This window comes from Actinokineospora sp. HUAS TT18 (genome assembly GCF_051364635.1).
In the GTDB taxonomy this organism is placed as follows: Bacteria; Actinomycetota; Actinomycetes; order Mycobacteriales; family Pseudonocardiaceae; genus Actinokineospora.
This window is the reverse complement of record NZ_CP195645.1, coordinates 1,838,667-1,858,455: the sequence shown is the minus strand read 5'-3', so window position 1 is coordinate 1,858,455 and position 19,789 is coordinate 1,838,667. Positions and strand designations below refer to the sequence as shown.

General features: G+C 72.7%; 16 protein-coding genes. 10 read left to right on the top strand and 6 right to left on the bottom strand.

The annotated features are described in order from the left end of the window. Positions 1-13: 13 nt before the first annotated feature. Positions 14-637, bottom strand: a complete 624-nt coding sequence (locus ACSHT8_RS08135; RefSeq protein ID WP_436499262.1) for a TetR/AcrR family transcriptional regulator — start codon at positions 635-637, stop codon at positions 14-16. Between the two features lie 109 nt (positions 638-746). On the opposite strand from ACSHT8_RS08135, the gene ACSHT8_RS08130 reads away from it, so the two are divergent. Next, positions 747-1,457 carry a hypothetical protein gene (locus tag ACSHT8_RS08130; RefSeq protein WP_436499260.1) on the top strand — a complete coding sequence of 237 codons (711 nt, stop codon included), beginning with the start codon at positions 747-749 and terminating at the stop codon, positions 1,455-1,457. 66 nt (positions 1,458-1,523) lie between these two features. Then, on the top strand, positions 1,524-2,198 hold the full coding sequence (locus ACSHT8_RS08125; RefSeq protein ID WP_436502015.1) for a response regulator: 675 nt from the start codon (positions 1,524-1,526) through the stop codon (positions 2,196-2,198). Here the strand turns inward: ACSHT8_RS08125 and ACSHT8_RS08120 are convergent. The 5 genes from ACSHT8_RS08120 to ACSHT8_RS08100 form a co-directional block, all read right to left on the bottom strand. Further along, the gene (locus ACSHT8_RS08120; RefSeq protein WP_436499258.1) at positions 2,180-3,352 is read right to left on the bottom strand and encodes an RNA polymerase sigma factor; all 1,173 of its coding nucleotides are present in this window, start codon (positions 3,350-3,352) and stop codon (positions 2,180-2,182) included. The genes ACSHT8_RS08125 and ACSHT8_RS08120 overlap by 19 nt on opposite strands. 1 nt (position 3,353) lies before the next feature. Further along, a complete protein-coding gene (locus ACSHT8_RS08115) occupies positions 3,354-3,767 on the bottom strand; it encodes a YciI family protein (RefSeq protein WP_436499256.1) in 414 nt (137 codons plus the stop codon). A gap of 108 nt (positions 3,768-3,875) precedes the next feature. Then, the gene (locus ACSHT8_RS08110; protein ID WP_436499254.1) at positions 3,876-4,775 is read right to left on the bottom strand and encodes a JmjC domain-containing protein; all 900 of its coding nucleotides are present in this window, start codon (positions 4,773-4,775) and stop codon (positions 3,876-3,878) included. Between the two features lie 16 nt (positions 4,776-4,791). After that, positions 4,792-5,979, bottom strand: a complete 1,188-nt coding sequence (locus tag ACSHT8_RS08105; RefSeq protein ID WP_436499252.1) for a lanthionine synthetase C family protein — start codon at positions 5,977-5,979, stop codon at positions 4,792-4,794. Next, complete coding sequence (locus ACSHT8_RS08100; protein ID WP_436499251.1) at positions 5,976-8,900, bottom strand: lantibiotic dehydratase; 2,925 nt, start codon at positions 8,898-8,900, stop codon at positions 5,976-5,978. Before ACSHT8_RS08100 ends, ACSHT8_RS08105 begins: the two co-directional genes overlap by 4 nt. Positions 8,901-9,103: 203 nt before the next feature. Between ACSHT8_RS08100 and ACSHT8_RS08095 the strand changes: the two genes are divergently transcribed. The 8 genes from ACSHT8_RS08095 to ACSHT8_RS08060 all read left to right on the top strand — a co-directional run bounded on the left by ACSHT8_RS08095 (position 9,104) and on the right by ACSHT8_RS08060 (position 19,772). Beyond that, positions 9,104-9,337, top strand: a complete 234-nt coding sequence (locus ACSHT8_RS08095) for a hypothetical protein (RefSeq protein WP_436499249.1) — start codon at positions 9,104-9,106, stop codon at positions 9,335-9,337. 55 nt (positions 9,338-9,392) lie between these two features. Next, the gene (locus ACSHT8_RS08090) at positions 9,393-10,478 is read left to right on the top strand and encodes a lanthionine synthetase LanC family protein (protein WP_436499247.1); all 1,086 of its coding nucleotides are present in this window, start codon (positions 9,393-9,395) and stop codon (positions 10,476-10,478) included. Positions 10,479-10,492: 14 nt separating this feature from the next. Next, positions 10,493-12,430, top strand: a complete 1,938-nt coding sequence (locus ACSHT8_RS08085; RefSeq protein ID WP_436499245.1) for an ABC transporter ATP-binding protein — start codon at positions 10,493-10,495, stop codon at positions 12,428-12,430. 127 nt (positions 12,431-12,557) lie between these two features. Beyond that, positions 12,558-15,671, top strand: a complete 3,114-nt coding sequence (locus ACSHT8_RS08080; protein ID WP_436499243.1) for a BTAD domain-containing putative transcriptional regulator — start codon at positions 12,558-12,560, stop codon at positions 15,669-15,671. Positions 15,672-15,800: 129 nt separating this feature from the next. Next, positions 15,801-16,535 carry a (Fe-S)-binding protein gene (locus ACSHT8_RS08075; protein ID WP_436499241.1) on the top strand — a complete coding sequence of 245 codons (735 nt, stop codon included), beginning with the start codon at positions 15,801-15,803 and terminating at the stop codon, positions 16,533-16,535. Between the two features lie 17 nt (positions 16,536-16,552). Continuing rightward, complete coding sequence (locus ACSHT8_RS08070; protein ID WP_436502014.1) at positions 16,553-17,965, top strand: LutB/LldF family L-lactate oxidation iron-sulfur protein; 1,413 nt, start codon at positions 16,553-16,555, stop codon at positions 17,963-17,965. Next, positions 17,962-18,564 (top strand): LutC/YkgG family protein, encoded by a 603-nt coding sequence (locus ACSHT8_RS08065; protein ID WP_436499240.1) that lies wholly within the window; start codon positions 17,962-17,964, stop codon positions 18,562-18,564. Before ACSHT8_RS08070 ends, ACSHT8_RS08065 begins: the two co-directional genes overlap by 4 nt. A 167-nt stretch (positions 18,565-18,731) precedes the next feature. Further along, positions 18,732-19,772: a sugar ABC transporter substrate-binding protein gene (locus ACSHT8_RS08060; protein WP_436499238.1), complete on the top strand. Its 1,041-nt coding sequence runs from the start codon at positions 18,732-18,734 to the stop codon at positions 19,770-19,772. The last annotated feature ends 17 nt before the right edge of the window (positions 19,773-19,789 follow it).

Here is a 19,789-nt window from a genome sequence, read left to right as displayed (position 1 = left end):
AGCCTGTATGTGGTCAGTCGAGTCGGTACAGGGTGGACCAGATGATGTCGGTGAGCACGTCGACGATCTTCGCCGTGGCCGCGTCGTCGGCGCCGCGGACGAGCTGGTAGCCGGCGCGTTCGACCATCCAGGTCAGCACGGCGGCGGTCTCGGCGGGTTCGACCGCGCGCATGACGCCCGCGGCCTGGCCGCGTTCGATGGCCGCGCGGGTGGCGTCGATCAGGCCGCCGGTGAGGCCGCGCAGTTCGAGGCCGACGGCGGGGTCGTAGGCGGCGGTCTCGACCACGGCGGTGAACGCGGCGCCGCGGCGGCGGTAGACGTCGATGATCGCGCCCAGCGCGGCGCGCAAACGGTCGCGGTCGGCGTCGTCGGCCTCGCCCCACCAGCCGCCGGACACCTCGGCCAGCTCCGCGAGCACCGTGCGGGCCAGGCGGCGGGCGAGGTCGCCCTTGTCCTCGAAGTGCACGTAGAAGGTCGACCGGGAGATGCCTGCCATCGCCGCGAGCCGCTCGACGCTGAGCTCGGTGAAGCTCACCCCTTCGTTGACCAGCTGTTCTGTCGCCTCCAGTACGCGCTTCTCGAGCGCGGCGCGGCGGTCCTGCCTGCTGGACGGGGTGGGTCGGGTGACTGACGGCATGCCTCGGATCGTAGCGAACGAGACGTCTGGACGCAGTGTCCGGACAGAGTGTCTTGACAGTGTGTCCGGATTTGCGTGATGCTGGGGTCATCGACGAGAGGGGTGTCCAATGCAGGGCTGGCTGTTCATTCATCTGCACTGGTTGTGGCTGGGTTTCGTGGTGGTCGGCGCGAGCTTCCTGCACCTGGTGTGGACCGGTGTCGTGGTGCTGCGCGCCGCGGATGTCGGCTACGACGAGGCGGCGTGCGCGGCCCGCCGACCGTTCATCGACCTGCGGAAGGCACGCCGCCGCAGGCACAGCTGGCCGCGCATCGCGGTGCCGCTGTTCCTGCTGCTCGTGGCGTTATACGCGGCGCAGCTGCTCTGGATGAGCCTGTTCACCTACACCGTGGTCGCGATCGGCTGGTTCCTGACCGCGCCGGTCCGCAAGATCTGGGGCCTGGCCGTGGCCCGGCGCGTGCACGCCGAGCACTGGGGCAACCCCGGCCCGGTCGGGTTCTGGCGCGACGTGCGGGACTACTACGCGCTGGGGACGCGGATGCCGTCGCGGCCGGAGGAGCAGGTGTGGTTCGTCGGGAAGTACCGGTGGCTCAACAAGTTCCAGAACATCTGGTACATCGTGCAGGTCTACCGGTTCTGGGGCGTCATCGCGATGGCGGCGGCCTCGCTGGTGTGGCCGGTGACCGCGGCGATCTCGGTCTTCCACCACCTCGACGACGTCGACGACGCGGACTACTTCCGGCCGTGGTGGCGGTTCGACCGGGACGCGCGGCAGCTGGACTTGGACTCACCTGGTGTGCCGGTCGTCAAGGTCGCGTAAAGGTCGCGTTGCGGGGCGCCCGGGTCGGGGCAGACTGGGGCCATGGCGCCCGAACTGGGGGAACGGATGACGAGGGTCCTCGTGGTCGACGACGAGCCGCAGATCGTCCGTGCGATGCGGATCAACCTGTCGGCGCGCGGGTACGAGGTCGTGACGGCGGCGGACGGGCGCACGGCGTTGCGGGTCGCCGCGGACAAGCATCCGGACGTGGTGGTGCTGGATCTCGGGCTGCCGGACATCGACGGGGTGGCGGTGATCGAGGGCCTGCGGGGGTGGTCGTCGGTGCCGATCATCGTGCTGTCGGCGCGGACCGAGTCGGTGCGCAAGGTCGACGCGCTCGACGCGGGCGCCGACGACTACGTGACCAAGCCGTTCGGGATGGACGAGCTGCTGGCCAGGCTCCGCGCGGCGGTCCGGCGGTCGTCGGTGGGCGAGGACGCGCCGGTCGTGGTCACCGAGAGCTTCACCGTGGACCTCGGCGCGAAGAAGGTGCACCGCGGCGACGGCGAGGTGCACCTGACGCCGACCGAGTGGGGGCTGCTGGAGATCCTCGTGCGGCATCCCGGGAAGCTGGTGGCGCAGAAGCAGTTGCTGCGTGAGGTGTGGGGCGAGTCCTATGTGGGCGAGACGCAGTACTTGCGGGTCTATCTGGCGCAGTTGCGGCGCAAGCTGGAAGCGGACCCGGCCCACCCCCGGCATCTGATCACCGAGGCCGGGATGGGCTACCGGTTCGAGCCTTGAGTGTTGAGCCGGGCCGCCTGCCGGTTCAGGTGGTCGCGCTCGGCGAGGTTGGGTGCCTTCATCGCGGCCTCGGCGTACAGCCGGGCCGCCGCGGCGAGGTCGCCGTCGCGCTCGTGGAGGTAGGCCGCCACCGCGGTGTGGCGGGGCAGTGAGTCGTCCAGCGCCGCGAGTGCCGCCAGGCCCGCGCGGGCGCCATCGGCCTCGCCGACGGCCACCGCGCGGTTGAGCCGGACGACTGGGCTGTCGGTCAGGCGCGCGAGTTCGTCGTACCACTCGACGATCTGCACCCAGTCGGTCTCGTCGGCGGTGGGCGCGTCGGCGTGCAGTGCCGCGATGGCGGCCTGGGCCTGGAACTCGCCCAACTGGTCACGCGCGAGGGCGGCTTGCAGGATCTCGACGCCCTCGGCGATCGACGCGGTGTCCCACCGGCCGCGGTCCTGCTCGGCGAGCGGGACCAGGCTGCCGTCCGCAGTGGTCCTGGCCGTGCGCCGGGCGTGGTGGAGCAGCATGAGCGCGAGCAGCCCGGCCACCTCGGGGTGATCGATCGCGACGGCGAGCTGCCGGGTGAGCCGGATCGCCTCGACCGCCAGGTCGACGTCGCCGGAGTAGCCCTCGTTGAAGACCAAGTAGAGGACGCGCAGCACGGTGGCGACGTCGCCGGGCTGGTCGAACCGCACGTCCGAGACAGTGCGCTTGGCCCGGCTGATGCGCTGCGCCATCGTCGCCTCGGGCACCAGGTACGCCTCGGCGATCTGGCGCGTCGTCAGCCCGCCGACGGCGCGCAGGGTGAGCGCGACCGCCGACGACGGCGTCAATGACGGGTGGGCGCACAGGAAATACAGCTGGAGCGTGTCGTCCACAGAAGGAATAGGTGCGGGCTCGGTGTCATGGTCGCTCGGCGAGCCTCGCTCCGCCTCGACAAGATCCTCACGTCGTCGCCGGGCGACGTCCGCGCGGGTCGCGTCGAGGAACTTGCGCCACGCCACGGTGACCAGCCAGCCCTTCGCGTCCCGCGGCGGATCGGCCGGCCACACGCGAAGCGCCTCGACCAGGGCGTCCTGCACGGCGTCCTCGGCCGCCGCGAAGTCGGCTCCGCGGCGGACGAGGATTCCGAGCACGCCCGGGGTGAGGCTCCTCAGCAGAACCTCGTCCACCTCAGTGGCATTCGGTGATGGTGGGCGGCGCGGCCAGGAACGGGCGCAGCTCCAGCCACTCGTGGATCGGCTCGCCGTTCGCGCCGGGGGCCGCTGACAGCTCCCCGGCCAGCTCGACGGCGCGCTCGTAGCTGTCGACGTCGATCACCATCCACCCGGCGATGAGGTCCTTGGTCTCGGCGAACGGGCCGTCGGTGACCGGCGGGCGTCCCGTGCCGTCCGACCGCACCCACGTCCCCTCGGGGGCGAGCGCCTGGCCGTCGACGAACTCGCCGGTCTCCCTGAGCCGGTTCGCGAAGTCACCCATGTACCGCACGTGCGCGGTGATCTCCTCCGGCGTCCACTTGTCCATGGGGACGTCGTTGACCGCCGAAGGGGCGCCGCGGTAGTGCTTCAGCAGCAGGTACTTGGCCATCGTGGATCTCTCCTCGGTCTGGTGCGACCCATTGTGTCGCGTTCAGCCCAGGGACGGAGCCGGGCACGGCTTCTCGACATCATCGGCCGAACTTTTTGGAGAATCTGTCTATTCCCAGGTCAGGCGCCGGATTTCGGTCGGCCACTGGCTGGTGGGGACCAGCGCGTCGGCGATCGAAGCGGCGTCCGCCTTGGTGGTCGCCTCGGCCAGTCGCCGCAGGGCGTCCTGGATGTGGTCGACGCGGCCTTCGCTGCCCATGGGGAGGCGTTCGTGCCTGCTGAAGGTCGAGCCCGCCTGGGCCGCCCAGGCGGCGACGACGTCCTGGACGGACAGGACCTGCAGGGAGACCGTCAGGTGCAGCGAGCCCTCGGGGCCCGCCTGGGCGCGGTGGCCCATGCCCGCCGGGACGTACAGGGCGTCGCCGGGTTCGAGGGTGATCTTCTCGCGCGGGACGGCGTCGGGGTCGATGTGGCCGCGGTACCAGTCCTCGCCGGTCGGCAGGTCGTAGAGCGTCCACTCCTTGGTGCCCTCGATCTGGATGGCGAACACGTCACCCTCGTCGCGGTGCGGCTTGCTGCCGAAGCGGTCTGGGGCGGTCAGGTAGGCGTAGCACTGGACGGCCGCGGCCAAGGGGCGGGCGAGGTTGTGGCAGAAGGCGGCCGTGGCCTCGTCCCAGAGTTCCGGGTTGCTGAGGACCAGGGTGGCGCCCTGGCGGAGGTGGGTGAGGATGTCGTCGGCGTGGGCGGTGCCGGGCAGCTGATGCTGGTTGAGCCTGCGGGAGCGGGTGAACGTGGTGGGCGGGGCGCCCTCGCCGCCGTAGCTGACGTTGAGCTGCGGGTAGCGGAGGTTTCCGTAGACCATCCACCGTTCGATCAACGGCCGGGTGACCAGCGATCGGACGGTGTCGGCGGCCATGAAGCGCAGCGACGCGCGGCCCCAGTCGATGTCGTGGGCCTGCTCGGGCTTGGCGAACAGGTCCGCCCACACCGGGTCGTTCAGGTAGCTCATCTTGTGTCCTCTCGTGTCACGCGGCGAGTAGGGCCGCGGCCCAGTCGGTGGTCGGAGGTGTCAGCCATCCGTGGAGTGCGAGGGCGGTTCCGGCCGCGCCCTCCAGGAAGCCGACGCTCGGGTGGTCCGGGTCGTAGCCGTCGACCGCCCGCAGGGCGACGCGGTCGGCGGCGGCCAGGAGGTCCGGGTCGGCGGTGTCGCGGGCCAGGCGCAGGACCAGGGTCAGCAGGCCCGCCCAGCCGTGGCACAGGCCGACATCGTGGATCCCGTGGGAGTCCAGCGGGCGGCGCAGCATGGCCTTGGTGGCGGCCACCGCGTGCTCTGTCCACTCCGGACGGTTGGTGGCGGTGCCCGCGATGTGCAGGGCGACGGCGACGCCGGGGGTGCCGTAGCACCAGGCCGAGCGGGCCGGGCGCAGTGCGTCGGGGCGGGAGCGCAGGTCGTCGGCGGTCAGGGTGTCCGACCAGTAGCGGCCGTGGTCGTCGTGGTCGGACCAGGTCAGCAGCCAGCTCACGATCCCGTCGATCGCCTCGCCCTGGCCGGGGACGCGGATGCCCGCCTGCCAAGCGAGCGCGAGCAGGACCAGCGGCCCGGGGATGCCGTGTGCGAGACCGGAGTTGGCGTGGGCGGGCAAGGGCGGGGAATCCGTGACCCACCAGCCCGGCAGGCCGTCGATCGGGTCCACGAGCTTGACCAGGTAGCGCGCGATCTCGGCCACGGCCTCGGTGTCACCGCGCTGGAGGAGGTGGCGGCCGACGCCGGTCACGCCGGTCACCGCGTCGTACGCGCCGAAGGTCGTTCCCGACCGGCCCGCGGCGATCCGCTCGAACTCGGCGCGGAGGGTTCTGTGCGTCCAGTCGACCAGCTGGGTGTCCAGTGGGATGAGCAGGCCCGCGTACTCGCCGGGTTTGCGCGCGGCCTGGGCGGCGGCGAAGGCGAGGGCACCGGGACCGATGAAGAGGCCGTGCACCGGCATCGCGGGTGCGCTCGCCGCGGCGGCGAGGTGGGCGTGGGCGACGCGGCGGTGGGCGGCGTCGGTGTTGGCGAGTTCGGCGTGCAGCAGGGCGGTGGCGGGGAAGCCGTCGGTCAGGGACAGCGGCATCCAGCGGTCGCTGCCCGCCATCAGCTCGGCGACCTTGGCCGGGTCGGCGAGCCGGGTGGCGATGTCGGTGACGACCTGCACGGCCGCGGCGCGCGCGCTCACGCGCCGTGCCTGATGCGGTTGCGGTGCGCCTCGACGGCGCCGCGGGCGATGGCCAGCGAGCGGGCCTCGGCGTCGGGGTCGATGCCGATCAGGCGGTTGTGGTGCATGTGCAGCAGCGCCGAGAGGATCTGGTCGCGGGGCGCGTTCGCGGCGCGGGCGGCCTCGCCGTAGGCGGCCAGCGCGGGTGCGCGGTCCCGCCAGGCGTCGAGCGCCTGGGTGGGCATCGCGGGCCACCCCTCGTACGGGGAGATCAGGTCGAGTGCCTGGGCGCGGGACCGCTGGAACGCCTTGTGGTGCTCACCCTTGGTGTAATGGTCGAGCAGCCACTCGTCCCAGTCCGGGTCGCCGAACGACCGCAGGATGTCGACGTAGTTGGCCGCGACCAACAGCTCCGACGGGACCGGCAGCCGCAGCTGCGCCATGGCGGCGACGCTGTCGGCGTGGAACGCGGCCTCGGCGGCGGGCAGCAGCTCGGGGCCGCCGTAGCGGGCGGACTCCGGCTCGTAGGTGTCGAGGACGAGCCTGCTCGCCAGGCCCTCGGCGCACAGGCGCGCGGCCCAGTCGTGCAGGATCGGCAGCGCCTCCTGCCCGGCGTGCAGGCGCAGCCGCAGGTGCGGGTCCGGGTCGGCGTAGCGGATGAAGAACCAGCGGTCCACAGTGGACCACAGCAGGCCGACGTGGTCGGCGAGGAGTTCGTCGTGGCGGGCGCGGGCTGCGTAGAGCTTGGCGTACACCCACTCTCCGCCGGGGAGGTGCGCTCTCGTCGGCGGCGCCTGCCGGATGACCGCGGCCGGGCGGCGTGGGTCGGCGCCGCGCAGCGGGACGACGATCTCGGCGGCGTACCCGTCGAGCCAGCCGGTGTCGGCGTCGGTGCCGATGACCTCGGTGACCACGGTCTGCGGGCGCCGGGTCAGCTCGTCGCGCAGCAGCGCGCGGTGCAGACCGCTGCCCAGGTCCAGCTCCAGCCCGGCGTCGCTGTCGACCGCCGACACCCGCTCCGGCACCCGCCACCGGGCCCGCCAGGCGTCGAGTTCGCGGTTCCACTCGGCCCACGACAGCGACCGGTCGCGCATCGGGTCGCTCGCCCGCCACGTCGCGGCGGCCAGCACGGTCCGGCCGTAGCGGACCCGGGGCTGCATCGGCAGGCGGCCCGCGACCTTGCCCCACCACCAGCCCTCCATCCGGCTGTGGCCCGCGCTGGTGATCTCGCGGATCAGCCGGACCACGTTGGCCGACGAGGTCGTCAGGTTGATCCGGTGCGGCGACACCGGCAGCACCTCCTTGCCGAGCCGGGGCGCGGCGAGGAACAACCGGCCGCCGTCCACGCCGACGGCGATGTCGTCGACGCCGAGCACGTCGGGGCGGTCGCGTTCGGCGAAGGTGCCGATGGCGAGCGTGTGCGCGCACACGGCGGGCACCTGCAGCAGGTTGCCCATGCGGCCGTGCAGCGGGCGGAACGTGAGCTGCGCGGCGAGCAGATCGCCGTCGTCGCGCGGGTCCGGGGCGCCGTCGAAGAGGTAGGCGAAGCGGGCGAACATCTCGCCCGCGTTGGGTGAGCCGACCGCGGGGGCCACGACCAGCTGGAACTCGCCCGCGTCGAGCGCGGCGGCCGACTCGGCCAGCACGCGCACGCACAGTTCCGTGCTGGCGGGCGCGGGCACGTCCGGGGCGAGCCGGTCGACCAACGTGTCATCGAGGACGAGTTCGGTGCCACCGCTGAGGAGGGTCATCTGGGCCAGCGCGGCGAGGGCGTCGTCGCGGACATCGCCGTGTGTGGGCGGCGTCAGGTGGCGCTCGCTCTCGGGCACCCGGTAGCCGGCGGGCGCGCCGAGGCCGCGTTCCGGGTCGATCAGCTCGGCCAGCGGCACCACCTGGTGGCTGCCGTAGCGCTCGACGAACGCGTCGCGGTACTGGCGCAGGTGTTCCGGCAGCGGGTCGGCGAGCCTGCTCAGCACCGCCGCGGCGCGCGCGGCCTCGGCGCCGACCTCGTGCGGCAGCCGCACCTCGGCGTCGACCCGCAGGTCGACCTGCACCGGGGCGCGGTCGGCGGGGCGGACCGCGCGCATCGCGGCGGTCACCCGCCGCCAAGCGGGCAGGCCCTCACCGATCGGCGCGGCGGCGTAGTCGGCGAGCAGGTCGCGGATCTCGGTGAGGGCGGCCGCCTCGGGCCGGTCCCCGAGCCGGTCGATGGCGTGGTCGAGCAGGTCGGTGCCGACGAGGGAGGGCTGCAGGTCGGTGAGCAGCAGTTCGCGGGCCACGAGCTGGCCGATCATGGCCTCGATCGCGGCGGCGGCGGCCTGCGGGAAGTCCGCGGCCAGCTTGGCGGCCAGGTCCGCGACCGCGACCGGCCGCCGCGCGGCGGCGATGGCGGCGGCCACCGGGGCGGTCCGCCGGATCGACAGCTCCGCCATCGGCCCGTCGTCGCCGCGCGCGTAGGGCAGCACGAGCCGGTCGCCGCGCTCGAAGCACAGATCGTTGGCGGTGACGCGCAGGTGGCGCAGCACCTCGGGGCGGCACTCCAGGTCGGTCAGCACCGCGGTCAGCCAGCCCGCGTCGGCCCGCACGCCCTTGCGGTGCGCGGCGCCCAGCCGCACCTTCGTCGCCGAGTCGAACTCCGCGACGGCCACACCCGCGTGCAGGCCGAACGGGGTGGGCCTGCCGGTCATCCGCAGCAGATAGCGGGCCACCGTCCGGGCCGCACGCTCCACTTTGGCCTGGTCGGCGGTGCCCGCGGCGACGGCGTCGAGCGCGGCGGCGAGCACGTCGCTGGACAGCTCGACGGCCTCGCGCAGCGCCGGGTCGGCGAGCACGCGGCCGAGGAAGTCGGCCGCGCCGCGCTCGACCCTCGTCGAGTGTCCCAAGGCGACCGGCGCCGTGGGCATCCGCAGCAGGGCCGTGGCGTCTGGCACGAAGCGGGGCACGTCGAACTCCTTCCAGCGGAACGGAAAACGGGGATGTGCCAGGCACGTTAGCCGGCTCCCGCGGCCGCCGTCACCGCCTCGCGAGCCCGCGTCGCCACCGCGTCGCCACGACGTCGCCACCGCGTCGCCGGGCTGCCCGATGCTTGGTTCCGGGCCCGACTGTCGGGTCCACCACCATGTCCACAATTGACGGGAGCACTTACGTGACGACCATGACGCTGACCGAAGAGGACGCGCTGTTCGACCTCGAGCTGCGGATCGTGCCGCTCGACCAGAAGGACGACTACAACCGCAACCTCAACGCGTCCGGCGGCTGCGTGCACACCTCGTTCGTGTCGGAGGGCTGCACCCGCACGTGCAGCGCCACCTACGCGTGCAGCTACACCTGCCGCGGCCGCGCGGCGCACGAGTCGGCCTCGCCGAACATGTGCATCTGAGGCCATGAGGCGTCCGGTCCTGCTTGACCCGTCACAGAGGGAGCGGGTCAAGACAGTGGCCGCCGAGGTGGCGGCGCGCGCGGTCGATCCTGATCGGATCGCCGCGGGCGTCGCCGCGCTCGGCGCGCACTCGGCCTTCCCCGACGTCCTGCGCTGGCGGCCGGGGTCGCTGGCGCTCGGCGACGCGGGCGCGGCGGCCCTGTGCGCGGTGTTCGACCAGGCCGATCCGTCTGCGGGGTGGGATCGGACTGGCCACCACCACTTGGCCGCCGCGGTGTCGGCGATGGACGACCCGGCGCTGCCGCTGTCGCTGTTCGCGGGCGCGTCGGGGATCGCGGCGGCGGCCTCGCTGCTCAGCCGGGGCGGCCAGCGCTACTCGACGCTGCGCGCCGGGCTCGACGCCGTGCTGCTGCCGGGCGTGATCCGCTCGGCAGCGGCCGCGCGTGGGCAGGACCAACCGGACTTCGACTTGATCGCGGGCATGGCGGGCTGGACCGCGGCGCTGCTGCTGCGACCGGACTTCGAGCCCGCGCGGGCGGCACTCGCCGCGGTAGGCACGGCGATGGTCGACATCGCCGACTACCCCGAACCCGGTCTCGCCCACGGCGCCGCCGGGCCGCTCGCCGCGCTCGCGCTGCTGCACATCCACGCCGCGGGCCTCGTCCCCGGAGTGCCCGCCGCGATCCGCGCGCTCGGCGCCCGGGTGGCCGAGGCCGAGGTCGCCACCCAGACCTGGTGCACCGGGTCCCTGGGGATCTCCCGCGCGCTGTGGCTGGCCGGGACGGCGCTGCCCGACACCGGGTTCCGCGCCGCCGCGGTCGACCTCGCCGTCGACCGGCCGGAACCGGTGCACCGCAGCCCGACGCTGTGCCACGGCACCGCGGGCGCGCTGCTGGTCGCGGCCCTGTTCTGGTGGGACACCGGTGACCAACGCTTCCGCGAGCAGGCGGTCGGGCTGGGTGAGCGGCTGCTGGAGGCGCACCGGCCCGACTCGGTGTTCGGCTTCCACGACGTGGAGTCGACCGGTATCGCCGTGGACAACCCGGGCGTGCTGGTCGGCTCGGCGGGGGTGGCGATGGTCCTGTTGGCCGTCGCCGGGTGCCGCCCGCCCGGGTGGACACGACTGTTCCTGCTTTCCTGACGGGGGACCGACAAGTGGGTGAGGACGGCCGCCGCGGCGGCAGGCACCGCGCCGGGCAGGCGCGCGAACCGGGCGACGACCCGCTGTTCGGCAGCGGCATCCGCATGTCCGACGGGTTCGTCCAGCACGACGGCGCCGGTCTCGACCTCGGCTTCTGGACGATGCTGCGCAGGCTCCCCGGGCTGGTCCGCACCACCTTCGGGCTGGCGTGGGAGGCCGACCGGTGGACGCTGCCGGTCGCCGTCGCCGCCAACGTGCTGGCGGGCGCGGCGACCGCGTTCATCCTCATCGCCACCAACGCCGCCCTGACGGTCCTGCTCGCCGCGCCGCCCAGCCGGGAGACCCTGGTCGCCGCGCTGCCCGCGCTGGCCTGGGTGCTCGTCGGCGGGGTCGCGCGCAGCGTGCTGTCGTCGGTCGGGAGCGCGGCCAACGGCAGGCTCGCGCCCAAAGTGGACCGCGTCGCCTACACCCGGCTGCTGGAACGCGCCGTCGAGGTCGAACTCGCGGTGGTGCAGGACGCCGAGTTCAGCAACGAACTCGCCGCCGCCCGCCGCGGCGCGCTGGCCGCCAGACAGGTCACCGGGGGAACGATCGCGCTGCTCGACGCGCTGGCCGGGCTGGTCGCGGCCGGGTCGGTGCTCGCCGTGCTGCACCCGGTGCTGCTGCCGCTGCTGCTGGCGGTGATCCTGCCGTCGGCGTGGGGCGCGATCCGCACCGCGCGCGCCCGGTTCCTGTCGATGAAGCGGTGGATCGAGCTCAACCGCCAGTTGGACATGCTCGCCTCGCTGCTGACCGGCCCGGACTCGGCCGAGGAGGTCCGCGCACACCGGACCGGCGGGTTCCTGCTCGACCACTACCGCAGGCTCGCCGAGGTCTCCGAGACCGAACAGGCCAGGCTCGCCGACTCCCAGGCCCGCACGACCCTGCTGGCCGACGGCGTGTCCGGGCTGGCCAGGGTCGGCACCTACGCGGCGCTGGGCTGGCTGCTGGTGTCCGGCGCGGTGCCGCTGGCCGTGGCCGGGACGGTCGTGCTCGCGATCCGCACCGGCACCCAGCACCTGACCGCGCTGGTCACCTCGGTCAACGACCTCTACGAGCAGGGCCTGTTCGTGCAGGACTGGCAGCGCACGTGCGAGCGCGCCGAGGCCGAGGCGATGCCCGCCCGGCTCACCAGGGTCACCGGTCAGCCGCGGGCGATCGCCGTCCGCGGTTTGCACTTCACCTATCCCAACGCGAAACGGCCCGCGTTGCGCGGAGTGGACCTGACGGTGCGCCGCGGCGAGGTCGTCGCGCTGGTGGGGGAGAACGGGTCGGGCAAGACGACACTGGCGAAGCTGCTGGTCGGGCTCTACCTGCCGAGCGCGGGCGCGGTCTACTGGGACGGCGTGCCGACCACGCACCTCGACCGCGGCAGCGTGTTCGACCAGGTCGCGCTCGTCGCGCAGGACTTCGTGGAATGGCCGTTCACCGCGCGCGTCAACGTCACCATCGGCCGCGCCACCCGGCGCCCGGACCCCGGGGTGCTGCACCGGGCCGCCCGGTTCGGCCGCGCGCACGACGTGATCGCCAAGCTCGACCGCGGCTGGGACACGCTGCTGGCCCGCGAGTTCTGGGGCGGCACGTCGCTTTCGGGCGGCCAGTGGCAGCGCATCGGGCTGGCCCGCGCGCACTACCGGGCCGCACCCGTCGTGGTGTTCGACGAGCCGACCGCCGCGCTCGACCCGCGCGCCGAGATCGAGGTGTTCGACCAGGTAGGCGACCTCGCCGCGGGCGGCTGCAGCGTCATCCTCGTGACCCACCGGCTGGCCTCGGTGCGCCGCGCCGACCGCATCCACGTGCTCGACGACGGTGTCGTCGTCGAGGCGGGCACCCACGATCAACTCATGGCACTCGGCGGCAAGTACGCCGAGCTGTTCCTACTGCAATCGGAGCAACACGGCTTGCTCCATTGAGCCGATGATGTCCGAATCCGGTCCGGATGCGCCACCGCCGCTGACACACTCGGTCGCGGTCGCGTGCGGCCGTTAGGCCCAACCGGGGTGGGCACGGGTTCATCGGGGGATAGCGCAGTTGTCGAATGTGGAGTTCCGGATTCTCGGCGCGCTGGAGGTGCGCGTCGACGGCCGGGAGGTGCCGCTGCCCGCGGGCAAGCACCGGATCGTGCTGGCCGCGCTGCTGCTGCGGGCCAACCACGTGGTCTCGCTGGGGGAGCTGATCGAGTACCTGTGGGCGGGGTCGCCGCCCGCCGGGGCGCGTAGCACGGTGCAGACCTACGTCATGCGGCTGCGCCGCGCGTTCGCGCCGCACGAGCTGATCACCACCCACCGCGACGGGTACACGCTCACCGTCGCCGCGGGCTGTCTCGACCTGCACCGGTTCCGCGCGGCCGTCGAGGACGCCGACCGCGCCGAGGGCGCCGAGGCCGTCGCGCTGCTGCGCCACGCGCTGGGACTGTGGCGCGGACCGGTGCTGAGCGACGTGCCGTCGGAGCCGCTGCGCGCCGCGGCGGTGCTGCCGCTGGCCGAGGAGCGACTGCAGATCCTGGAACGCGTGATCGACGCCGAGTTGGCGGCGGGCAGGCACGCCGAGGTCGTCGCCGAACTGCGCGGGCTGACCGCCGAACACCCGCTGCGGGAACGGTTCTGGGGTCAGCTGATGCTCGCGCTCTACCGTGGCGGACGGCAGGCCGAGGCGCTGGCCGCCTACCGGACTGTCCACTCGCGACTCCGCGACGAGCTGGGCATCGAGCCCGGCGACCAGCTCCGCGACCTGCACCAGGCCGTGCTCACCGGCGCCGACGCGCGGCCGGATCCCGCCGAGTCCACGCCACCGTCGTGGGTCGCGCAGTGCACCTTGCCGCTCGACGTCGGCGCCTACGCCGGGCGCGGTGAGCTGATCGAGGACCTGGTCGACACCCTCGTCGGCACCCGCTCGGCCGGTCGGGTGCCGATCGCGGCGGTCTGCGGGCCGCCCGGGGTCGGCAAGACGGCGCTCGCGGTGCGCGTGGCCCACCAGGTGCGGGCCGCCTTCCCGGATGGTCAGTGGTACGTCCGGCTCGGCGCGGCCGACCCCGGCGAACTGCTCGCCGACCTGCTGCACACCGCGGGCGTCGACCGGGCGACGCTGCCCGACGCCACCGAGGCCCGCGCCGCCCAACTGCGCGCCCGCCTCGCCGACCGGAAAGTGCTGCTGCTGCTCGACGACGCCGCCGACGCCGGGCAGATCCGCCCGCTGCTGCCGGGCACCCCGGGCTGCGCGGTGCTGACCACCAGCCGCGTCCACCTCGGCGGGCTCGCCGCGCTCAACGACGCCCGGGTCGTCCGCCTCGACGTGCTGCGGCCCGATGAGGCGCACGGCCTGTTCACCGACCTCATCGGCGCCCGCGCCGCGCACGGCGACGCGCTGTCGGAGATCGCCCGCCTCTGTGGCTACCTGCCGCTGGCGCTGCGCCTGGCCGCGGCCAACCTCGCCGGGGGCGGCGACGGCGCCATCGAGCGGTACCTTGCCGAGCTGCGCGCGGGTGACCGGCTCAGCCGCCTGTCCGTCGCGGGCGACCCGCAGGCCGCGGTCCGCGCCACGTTCGACCTGTCCTACACCGCGCTGGCCGACGACGCGCGCAGGCTGTTCCGGCTGCTCGGGCTGGTGCCCGGCCAGACCTTCGGCGTCCCGGTCGCCGCCGCGCTGCTCGACGTCGACGCTGCGCGCGCCAGAGACCTCGTCGACCACCTGCACGCGCGGAACCTGCTGGGCCAGCGCGATGCCGGCCGGTACCAGTTCCACGACCTCATGCGCCTCTACGCCGCCGAACGCGCCGAGCGTGACGAACCGCGGCCCGACCGCGACGCGGCGGCGCACCGGCTGTTCGCCCACTACCTCGATGCCGCCGACGGCGCGGGCCACGTCCTGTACCCGGACCTGAGCAGGCTCGACCGGCCGCGGCCGAGGACGACGTTCGCCTCGGCCACCCAGGCCCGCGACTTCCTCGACGCCGAGCACACCAACCTGTTCGCCGCGATCGGCGCCGCTGAGCCAGCCGGGCAGCTGGAGTTCGCCTGGCACCTCACCGACGCCCTGCGCGGATACCTCTATTCCCGCAGCACCACCACCCAGTGGGGCGCCGCCGCCCGCACCGCCTTGGCCGCCGCCACCCACGCGGGCGACGTCGGCGCGCAGGCCGCCATGCGGATGAGCCTGGGCATCCTGGCCTGGACGCTGGGCGCGCACCCGACCGCGCTGTCCGAAATGGAGCAGGCGCTGGAGGGGGCGAGGGCCGCGGGCCTGAGCCTCATCGAGGGCGCCGCGCTGAGCAACCTCGGCGTCGTCCACCTGGAGATGGGCCACTCCCGCGACGCCGCCCGCCTGTTCACCGAGAGTGTTGAGCACGGCAGGCGCACCGGCCAGGACTTCGTCATGGCCAACGGCCTGCTGAACCTGGCGGGCGCCTACCTCGAACTCGGTGAACTCCAGCAGGCGCAGCGGTCGAGCGAGGAGGCCCTGGCGATCTGCGAGCGGATCACGTCCCCGCACGCGGGCGCGACGGCCAGGTCCAACCTGGGGCAGGCGCACCTGGCGCAGGGCAGGCTGGAGGAGGCCGAGGCGCACCTGCTGGAGGCCCTGGAGTCCTTCCGCCGCGTCGGGTCCACAGTGGACGCCGCGGAGACCATGGCCCACCTCGCCGCCGTCCACCGCGACGCGGGTCGCTACGAATTGGCGGCCCGCACGGTCGGTGAGGCGCTGGAGACCGCGCGGACGCTGGACGTGGCCCGGCTGCTCAGCGAGACCCTGGTCGTGGCGGGCACGATCGGCCAACTCGACGGCAGGCACGCCGCCGCGGTCGCCCTCTTCCGCGAGGCCATGGACCTGCTCGCCGCCGACGAGCAGGGCAGGCTGATGGGGGAGGCCCGCATCGGCTTGGCGGTGTCCTACCGCCACCTCGACGCGCTGCCCATGGCCGAGTGCTACGCGCGGTCGGCGCTGGAGTCGGCGGAGACCGCGGGCCGGGAGATCCAGCGGGGCAGTGCGCTGACCGCGCTGGCTGTCGTCGAGTCGCTGCTGGGCCGCGCCGGGGCCGCCGCCCACGCCGCCGAGGCCGTCGCCATCCAGGAACGGACCGGCCACCGCTTGGGCGAGTCGCGGGCCCGGGAGGCGCTGAGCCTCATCGAGCGGTCGCGGTTGCCGTCTGTGACCCTGTGATGTTGGGACAGCCCGGCAGCCGGTAATCATCTGATGTCTATATCTCACCCGCTGGTGCCGGGTTGCGAAACACCGAGGTAACCGGCTATACATCAGACCAATACGGGCGGGTTGAATTAGGAGGCCGTGATGCCGACCGTCGGGCTGTTCATCACGTGCTTCAACGACACGATGTTCCCGGACACCGGCAAGTCGGTGGTGAAGGTACTGGAGCGCCTCGGGTACAAGGTTGTCTTCCCCGCCGCGCAGACCTGCTGCGGCCAGATGCACTTCAATACCGGCTACCAGCGCGAATGCGTGCCGCTCGCGCGCGGGTTCGTGGAGCGGTTCGAGAACGTCGACGTCGTCGTGGCGCCGTCGGCGTCGTGTGTGGCCATGGTGCGGGAGTTCTACGGGCGGGTCGCCGAGGTGGGTGGTGACCCCGGCTTGGCCGCCGCGGTGGCGCGGACCGTGCCCAAGGTCTACGAGTTCACCGAGTTCCTGGTCGACGTGGCCAAGGTGACCGACGTCGGCGCGTCCTTCCCGCACAAGGTCACCTACCACCCGACCTGCCACGGCCTGCGCATGCTGGGCCTCGGCGAACGGCCGCTGACCCTGCTGCGCGCGGTGCGCGGGCTGCGGCTGGTCGACCTGCCCGCCGCCACCGAGTGCTGCGGTTTCGGCGGCACGTTCGCGCTGAAGAACTCCGATGTCTCCGTGGCGATGGGGGCCGACAAGGTGAGCCGGGTGCTCAGCACCGGCGCCGAGGTGCTGACCGCGGCCGACAACTCGTGCCTGATGCACGTCGGCGGGCTGCTCTCCCGCGCGCGCAGCGGGGTGCGGGTCATGCACCTCGCCGAGATCCTCGCGCAGGAGGCGGCGTGAGTGGCACTTGGTTGGGGATGCCGCCGTTTCCCACGGCCGCGCGGGAAGCTGTGCGCGACAGCCAGCTCCGGGTCAACCTCCGGGACGCGACCGCCACCATCCGCGGCAAGCGCGCCGCCGTGGTCGGTGAGCGCGCGGACTGGGAGCAACTGCGCCGGGCGGGCAAAGAGATCAAAGACCGCACGCTGCGCGACCTCGACACCTACCTCGTCGAGCTGGAGCGCAACGTCACCGCCGCCGGAGGTGTCGTCCACTGGGCGCGCGACGCCGACGAGGCCAACCAGATCGTGCTCGACCTGGTGCGCGCCGAGGGCGCCGACGAGGTCGTCAAGGTCAAGTCCATGGCCACCCAGGAGATCGGCCTCAACGAGGCGCTCGAAGCCGCCGGGATCACCGCGCTGGAGACCGACCTCGCCGAGCTGATCGTCCAACTGGGACACGACAGGCCGTCGCACATCCTGGTCCCGGCCATCCACAAGAACCGCGCGCAGATCCGCGAGATCTTCCTCAACGAGATGCCCGACGTGGCCGCCGACCTCACCGACGACCCCGCCGCCCTCGCCGGGGCCGCCCGCGAGCACCTGCGGCGCAAGTTCCTCACCGCCAAGGTCGCGGTGTCCGGGGCGAACTTCGCCGTGGCCGAGTCCGGCGCGCTGGTGGTCGTGGAGTCCGAGGGCAACGGGCGGATGTGCCTGACCCTGCCCGAGGTGCTCATCAGCGTGGTCGGCATCGAGAAGATCGTGCCGACCTGGCGCGACCTCGAGGTCATGCTGCAACTGCTCCCGCGTTCGTCGACCGGCGAGCGGATGAACCCGTACACCTCGACGTGGCGCGGGGTCACCCCCGGGGACGGCCCGCAGCGCTTCCACCTCGTGCTGCTCGACAACGGCCGCACCGACGCGCTCGCCGACGACATCGGCAGGCAGGCGCTGCGCTGCATCCGCTGCTCGGCGTGCCTGAACGTCTGCCCGGTCTACGAGCGCACCGGCGGCCACGCCTACGGCTCGGTCTACCCCGGCCCCATCGGCGCGATCCTCACCCCGCAGCTGCGCGGCATCACCGCCGACGCGGTCTCGCCGACGCTGCCATTCGCCTCGACGCTGTGCGGTGCCTGCTACGAGGCGTGCCCCGTCATGATCGACATTCCGCAGGCGCTGGTGCATCTGCGGGCCAAGGCGGTCGACGCCAAACGCGGCAAGCCGTCAGCCGAGCGGATGGCCATGAAGGCCGCGGGTTGGGTGTTCGCCAAGTCCGGCAGGCTGGCGCTCGCCCAGCGGCTCGGCGCGGTCGGCGCGAAGCTGGTCAGCAGGCGCGGGCGTATCCGCAGGCTGCCCGGTCCGTTGTCCGGGTGGACCGACGCACGCGACCTGCAGGCACCGCCGCGCGAGTCGTTCCGGCTGTGGTGGAAGCGAAACCGGGGAGAGTCATGAGTGCCCGCGAAGAGATCCTTGGCCGGGTTCGCAAGGCTCTGTCCGATCTCCCAGCGGGGACGGTCGAGGTCTCCCGCGAGTACGAGACCAGCCTGCCCGGGGTCGATCTGGTCGAGCTGTTCGCCGAGCGGGTCGACGACTACCGGGCCAAGGTCGTCCGCATCCCCGCCGACACCCTGCCCGCCGCCATCGCCGCCGAACTCGCCGCCGCGGGGGTGCGGCGGGTGGTGGCGCCGCTGGACCTGCCAGCGGGCTGGGTGCCGGGCGCCATCGTGGACAGTCCGCTGTCGGTGTCCGAACTGGACACCATGGACGGCGTGGTGACCGGCTGCGCGGTCGGCATCGCCGAGACCGGCACCATCGTGCTCGACGCGGGCATCCACCAGGGCAGGCGCGCGATCACCCTGGTCCCGGATTACCACCTGTGCGTCGTCCGGGTGGGCCAGATCGTCGGCACCGTGCCGGAGGCGATCGCCCGGCTCGACCAGAACCGGCCGCTGACCTGGATCAGCGGCCCGTCGGCCACGAGCGACATCGAGCTGAACCGGGTCGAGGGCGTGCACGGCCCCCGCACGCTCGTCGTGCTCATCGCAGAGTGACGGTCCGATTCCGACGGGTTCTCGGCTCGTAGGGTTTATCGCTAACTTTCACTGTTAACACTTGCGTAAACATCGGATCCATTCCACACTTTCAGCCACATACTGCCCGCATCTGTTCGGCATGCGGTCAATACATCGGATAACTGCTGGTAGTGGTGGGTGCGAACGTGCGTGGAAGACGAGTAGCCGCGGCTTTGGGCGCGGCGGTGCTCACCTTGATCTCGGCGTGTTCGGCTGAGGAACAGCCAATTGATCTTGAGAACGCGGCGTCCCGCGCGCACGAGGTCAAGGTGGCGCTGGTCCCGGGTGGCGCGCACCCGTATTTCCAGCTGTGGCGGACCGGTGGTGCCGAGGCCAAGGCCGCGTTCGGGATCGGCGAGGTGACCTACGACGAGTCCAGCGGCTGGGACCAGGCCACGCAGAACCGCACGATCAACACCTACACCGCTCAGGGCTACACGGCCTTCGGCGTGTTCGGGGTGTCCTCGGTGGACATCAACGCGACGTTCTCCAACATGAAGTCGACCGGCCTGGTGGTCGCCTCGCTCGGGTCCTGCCCGGCGGACACGGTGAACAAGGCCGACTTCTGCCTCGCGACCGACGTCGAGGTCGCCGCGTACAAGGCGGCCAGGGCCGCGATCGACGCCATCGGCGGGGAAGGCGCGCTGGTGCACCTCACCGGCAACCGCGTCGACACCAACACCGAGCGGCGCATGGCGGGCGTGCGGCACGCCGTCGACGAGACCAACGGCAAGGTCACCCTGCTGACCACGGTGACCGACATCGACAAGGACCAGGCCTCCGCCGACAAGGCCGTCACCGATCTGCTCGCGAGCCAGGGCCGCAAGATCAGCGGCATCGTCACCACCGGCTACATCCCGGCCCTCGCCGCCGCCAACGGCGTCGCCGCGGCCAAGCTGCCGATCAAGATCGTCGCGATCGACGACGACAAGGTGATCCTCGACGGCATCCGCGGCGGCTCGGTCGCCGCGACGGTCGCGCAGAACCCGGTCGGCCAGGCCTACGTCGGGTCGTGGGCGCTGACCCAGCTCGTGGTCGGCGAGTGCAAGAACAAGTGGCGCGGCCAGATCATCGACTCCGGCTCGTTCGTCATCACCAAGGCCAACGTGGACAGCTACGACGCCGAGCGCAAGGCCAAGACCCAGGCGCTGATCGAACAGTTCCGCACCTCCGTGCTTGCCTGCTAGCGCCCACACCGAAGAAG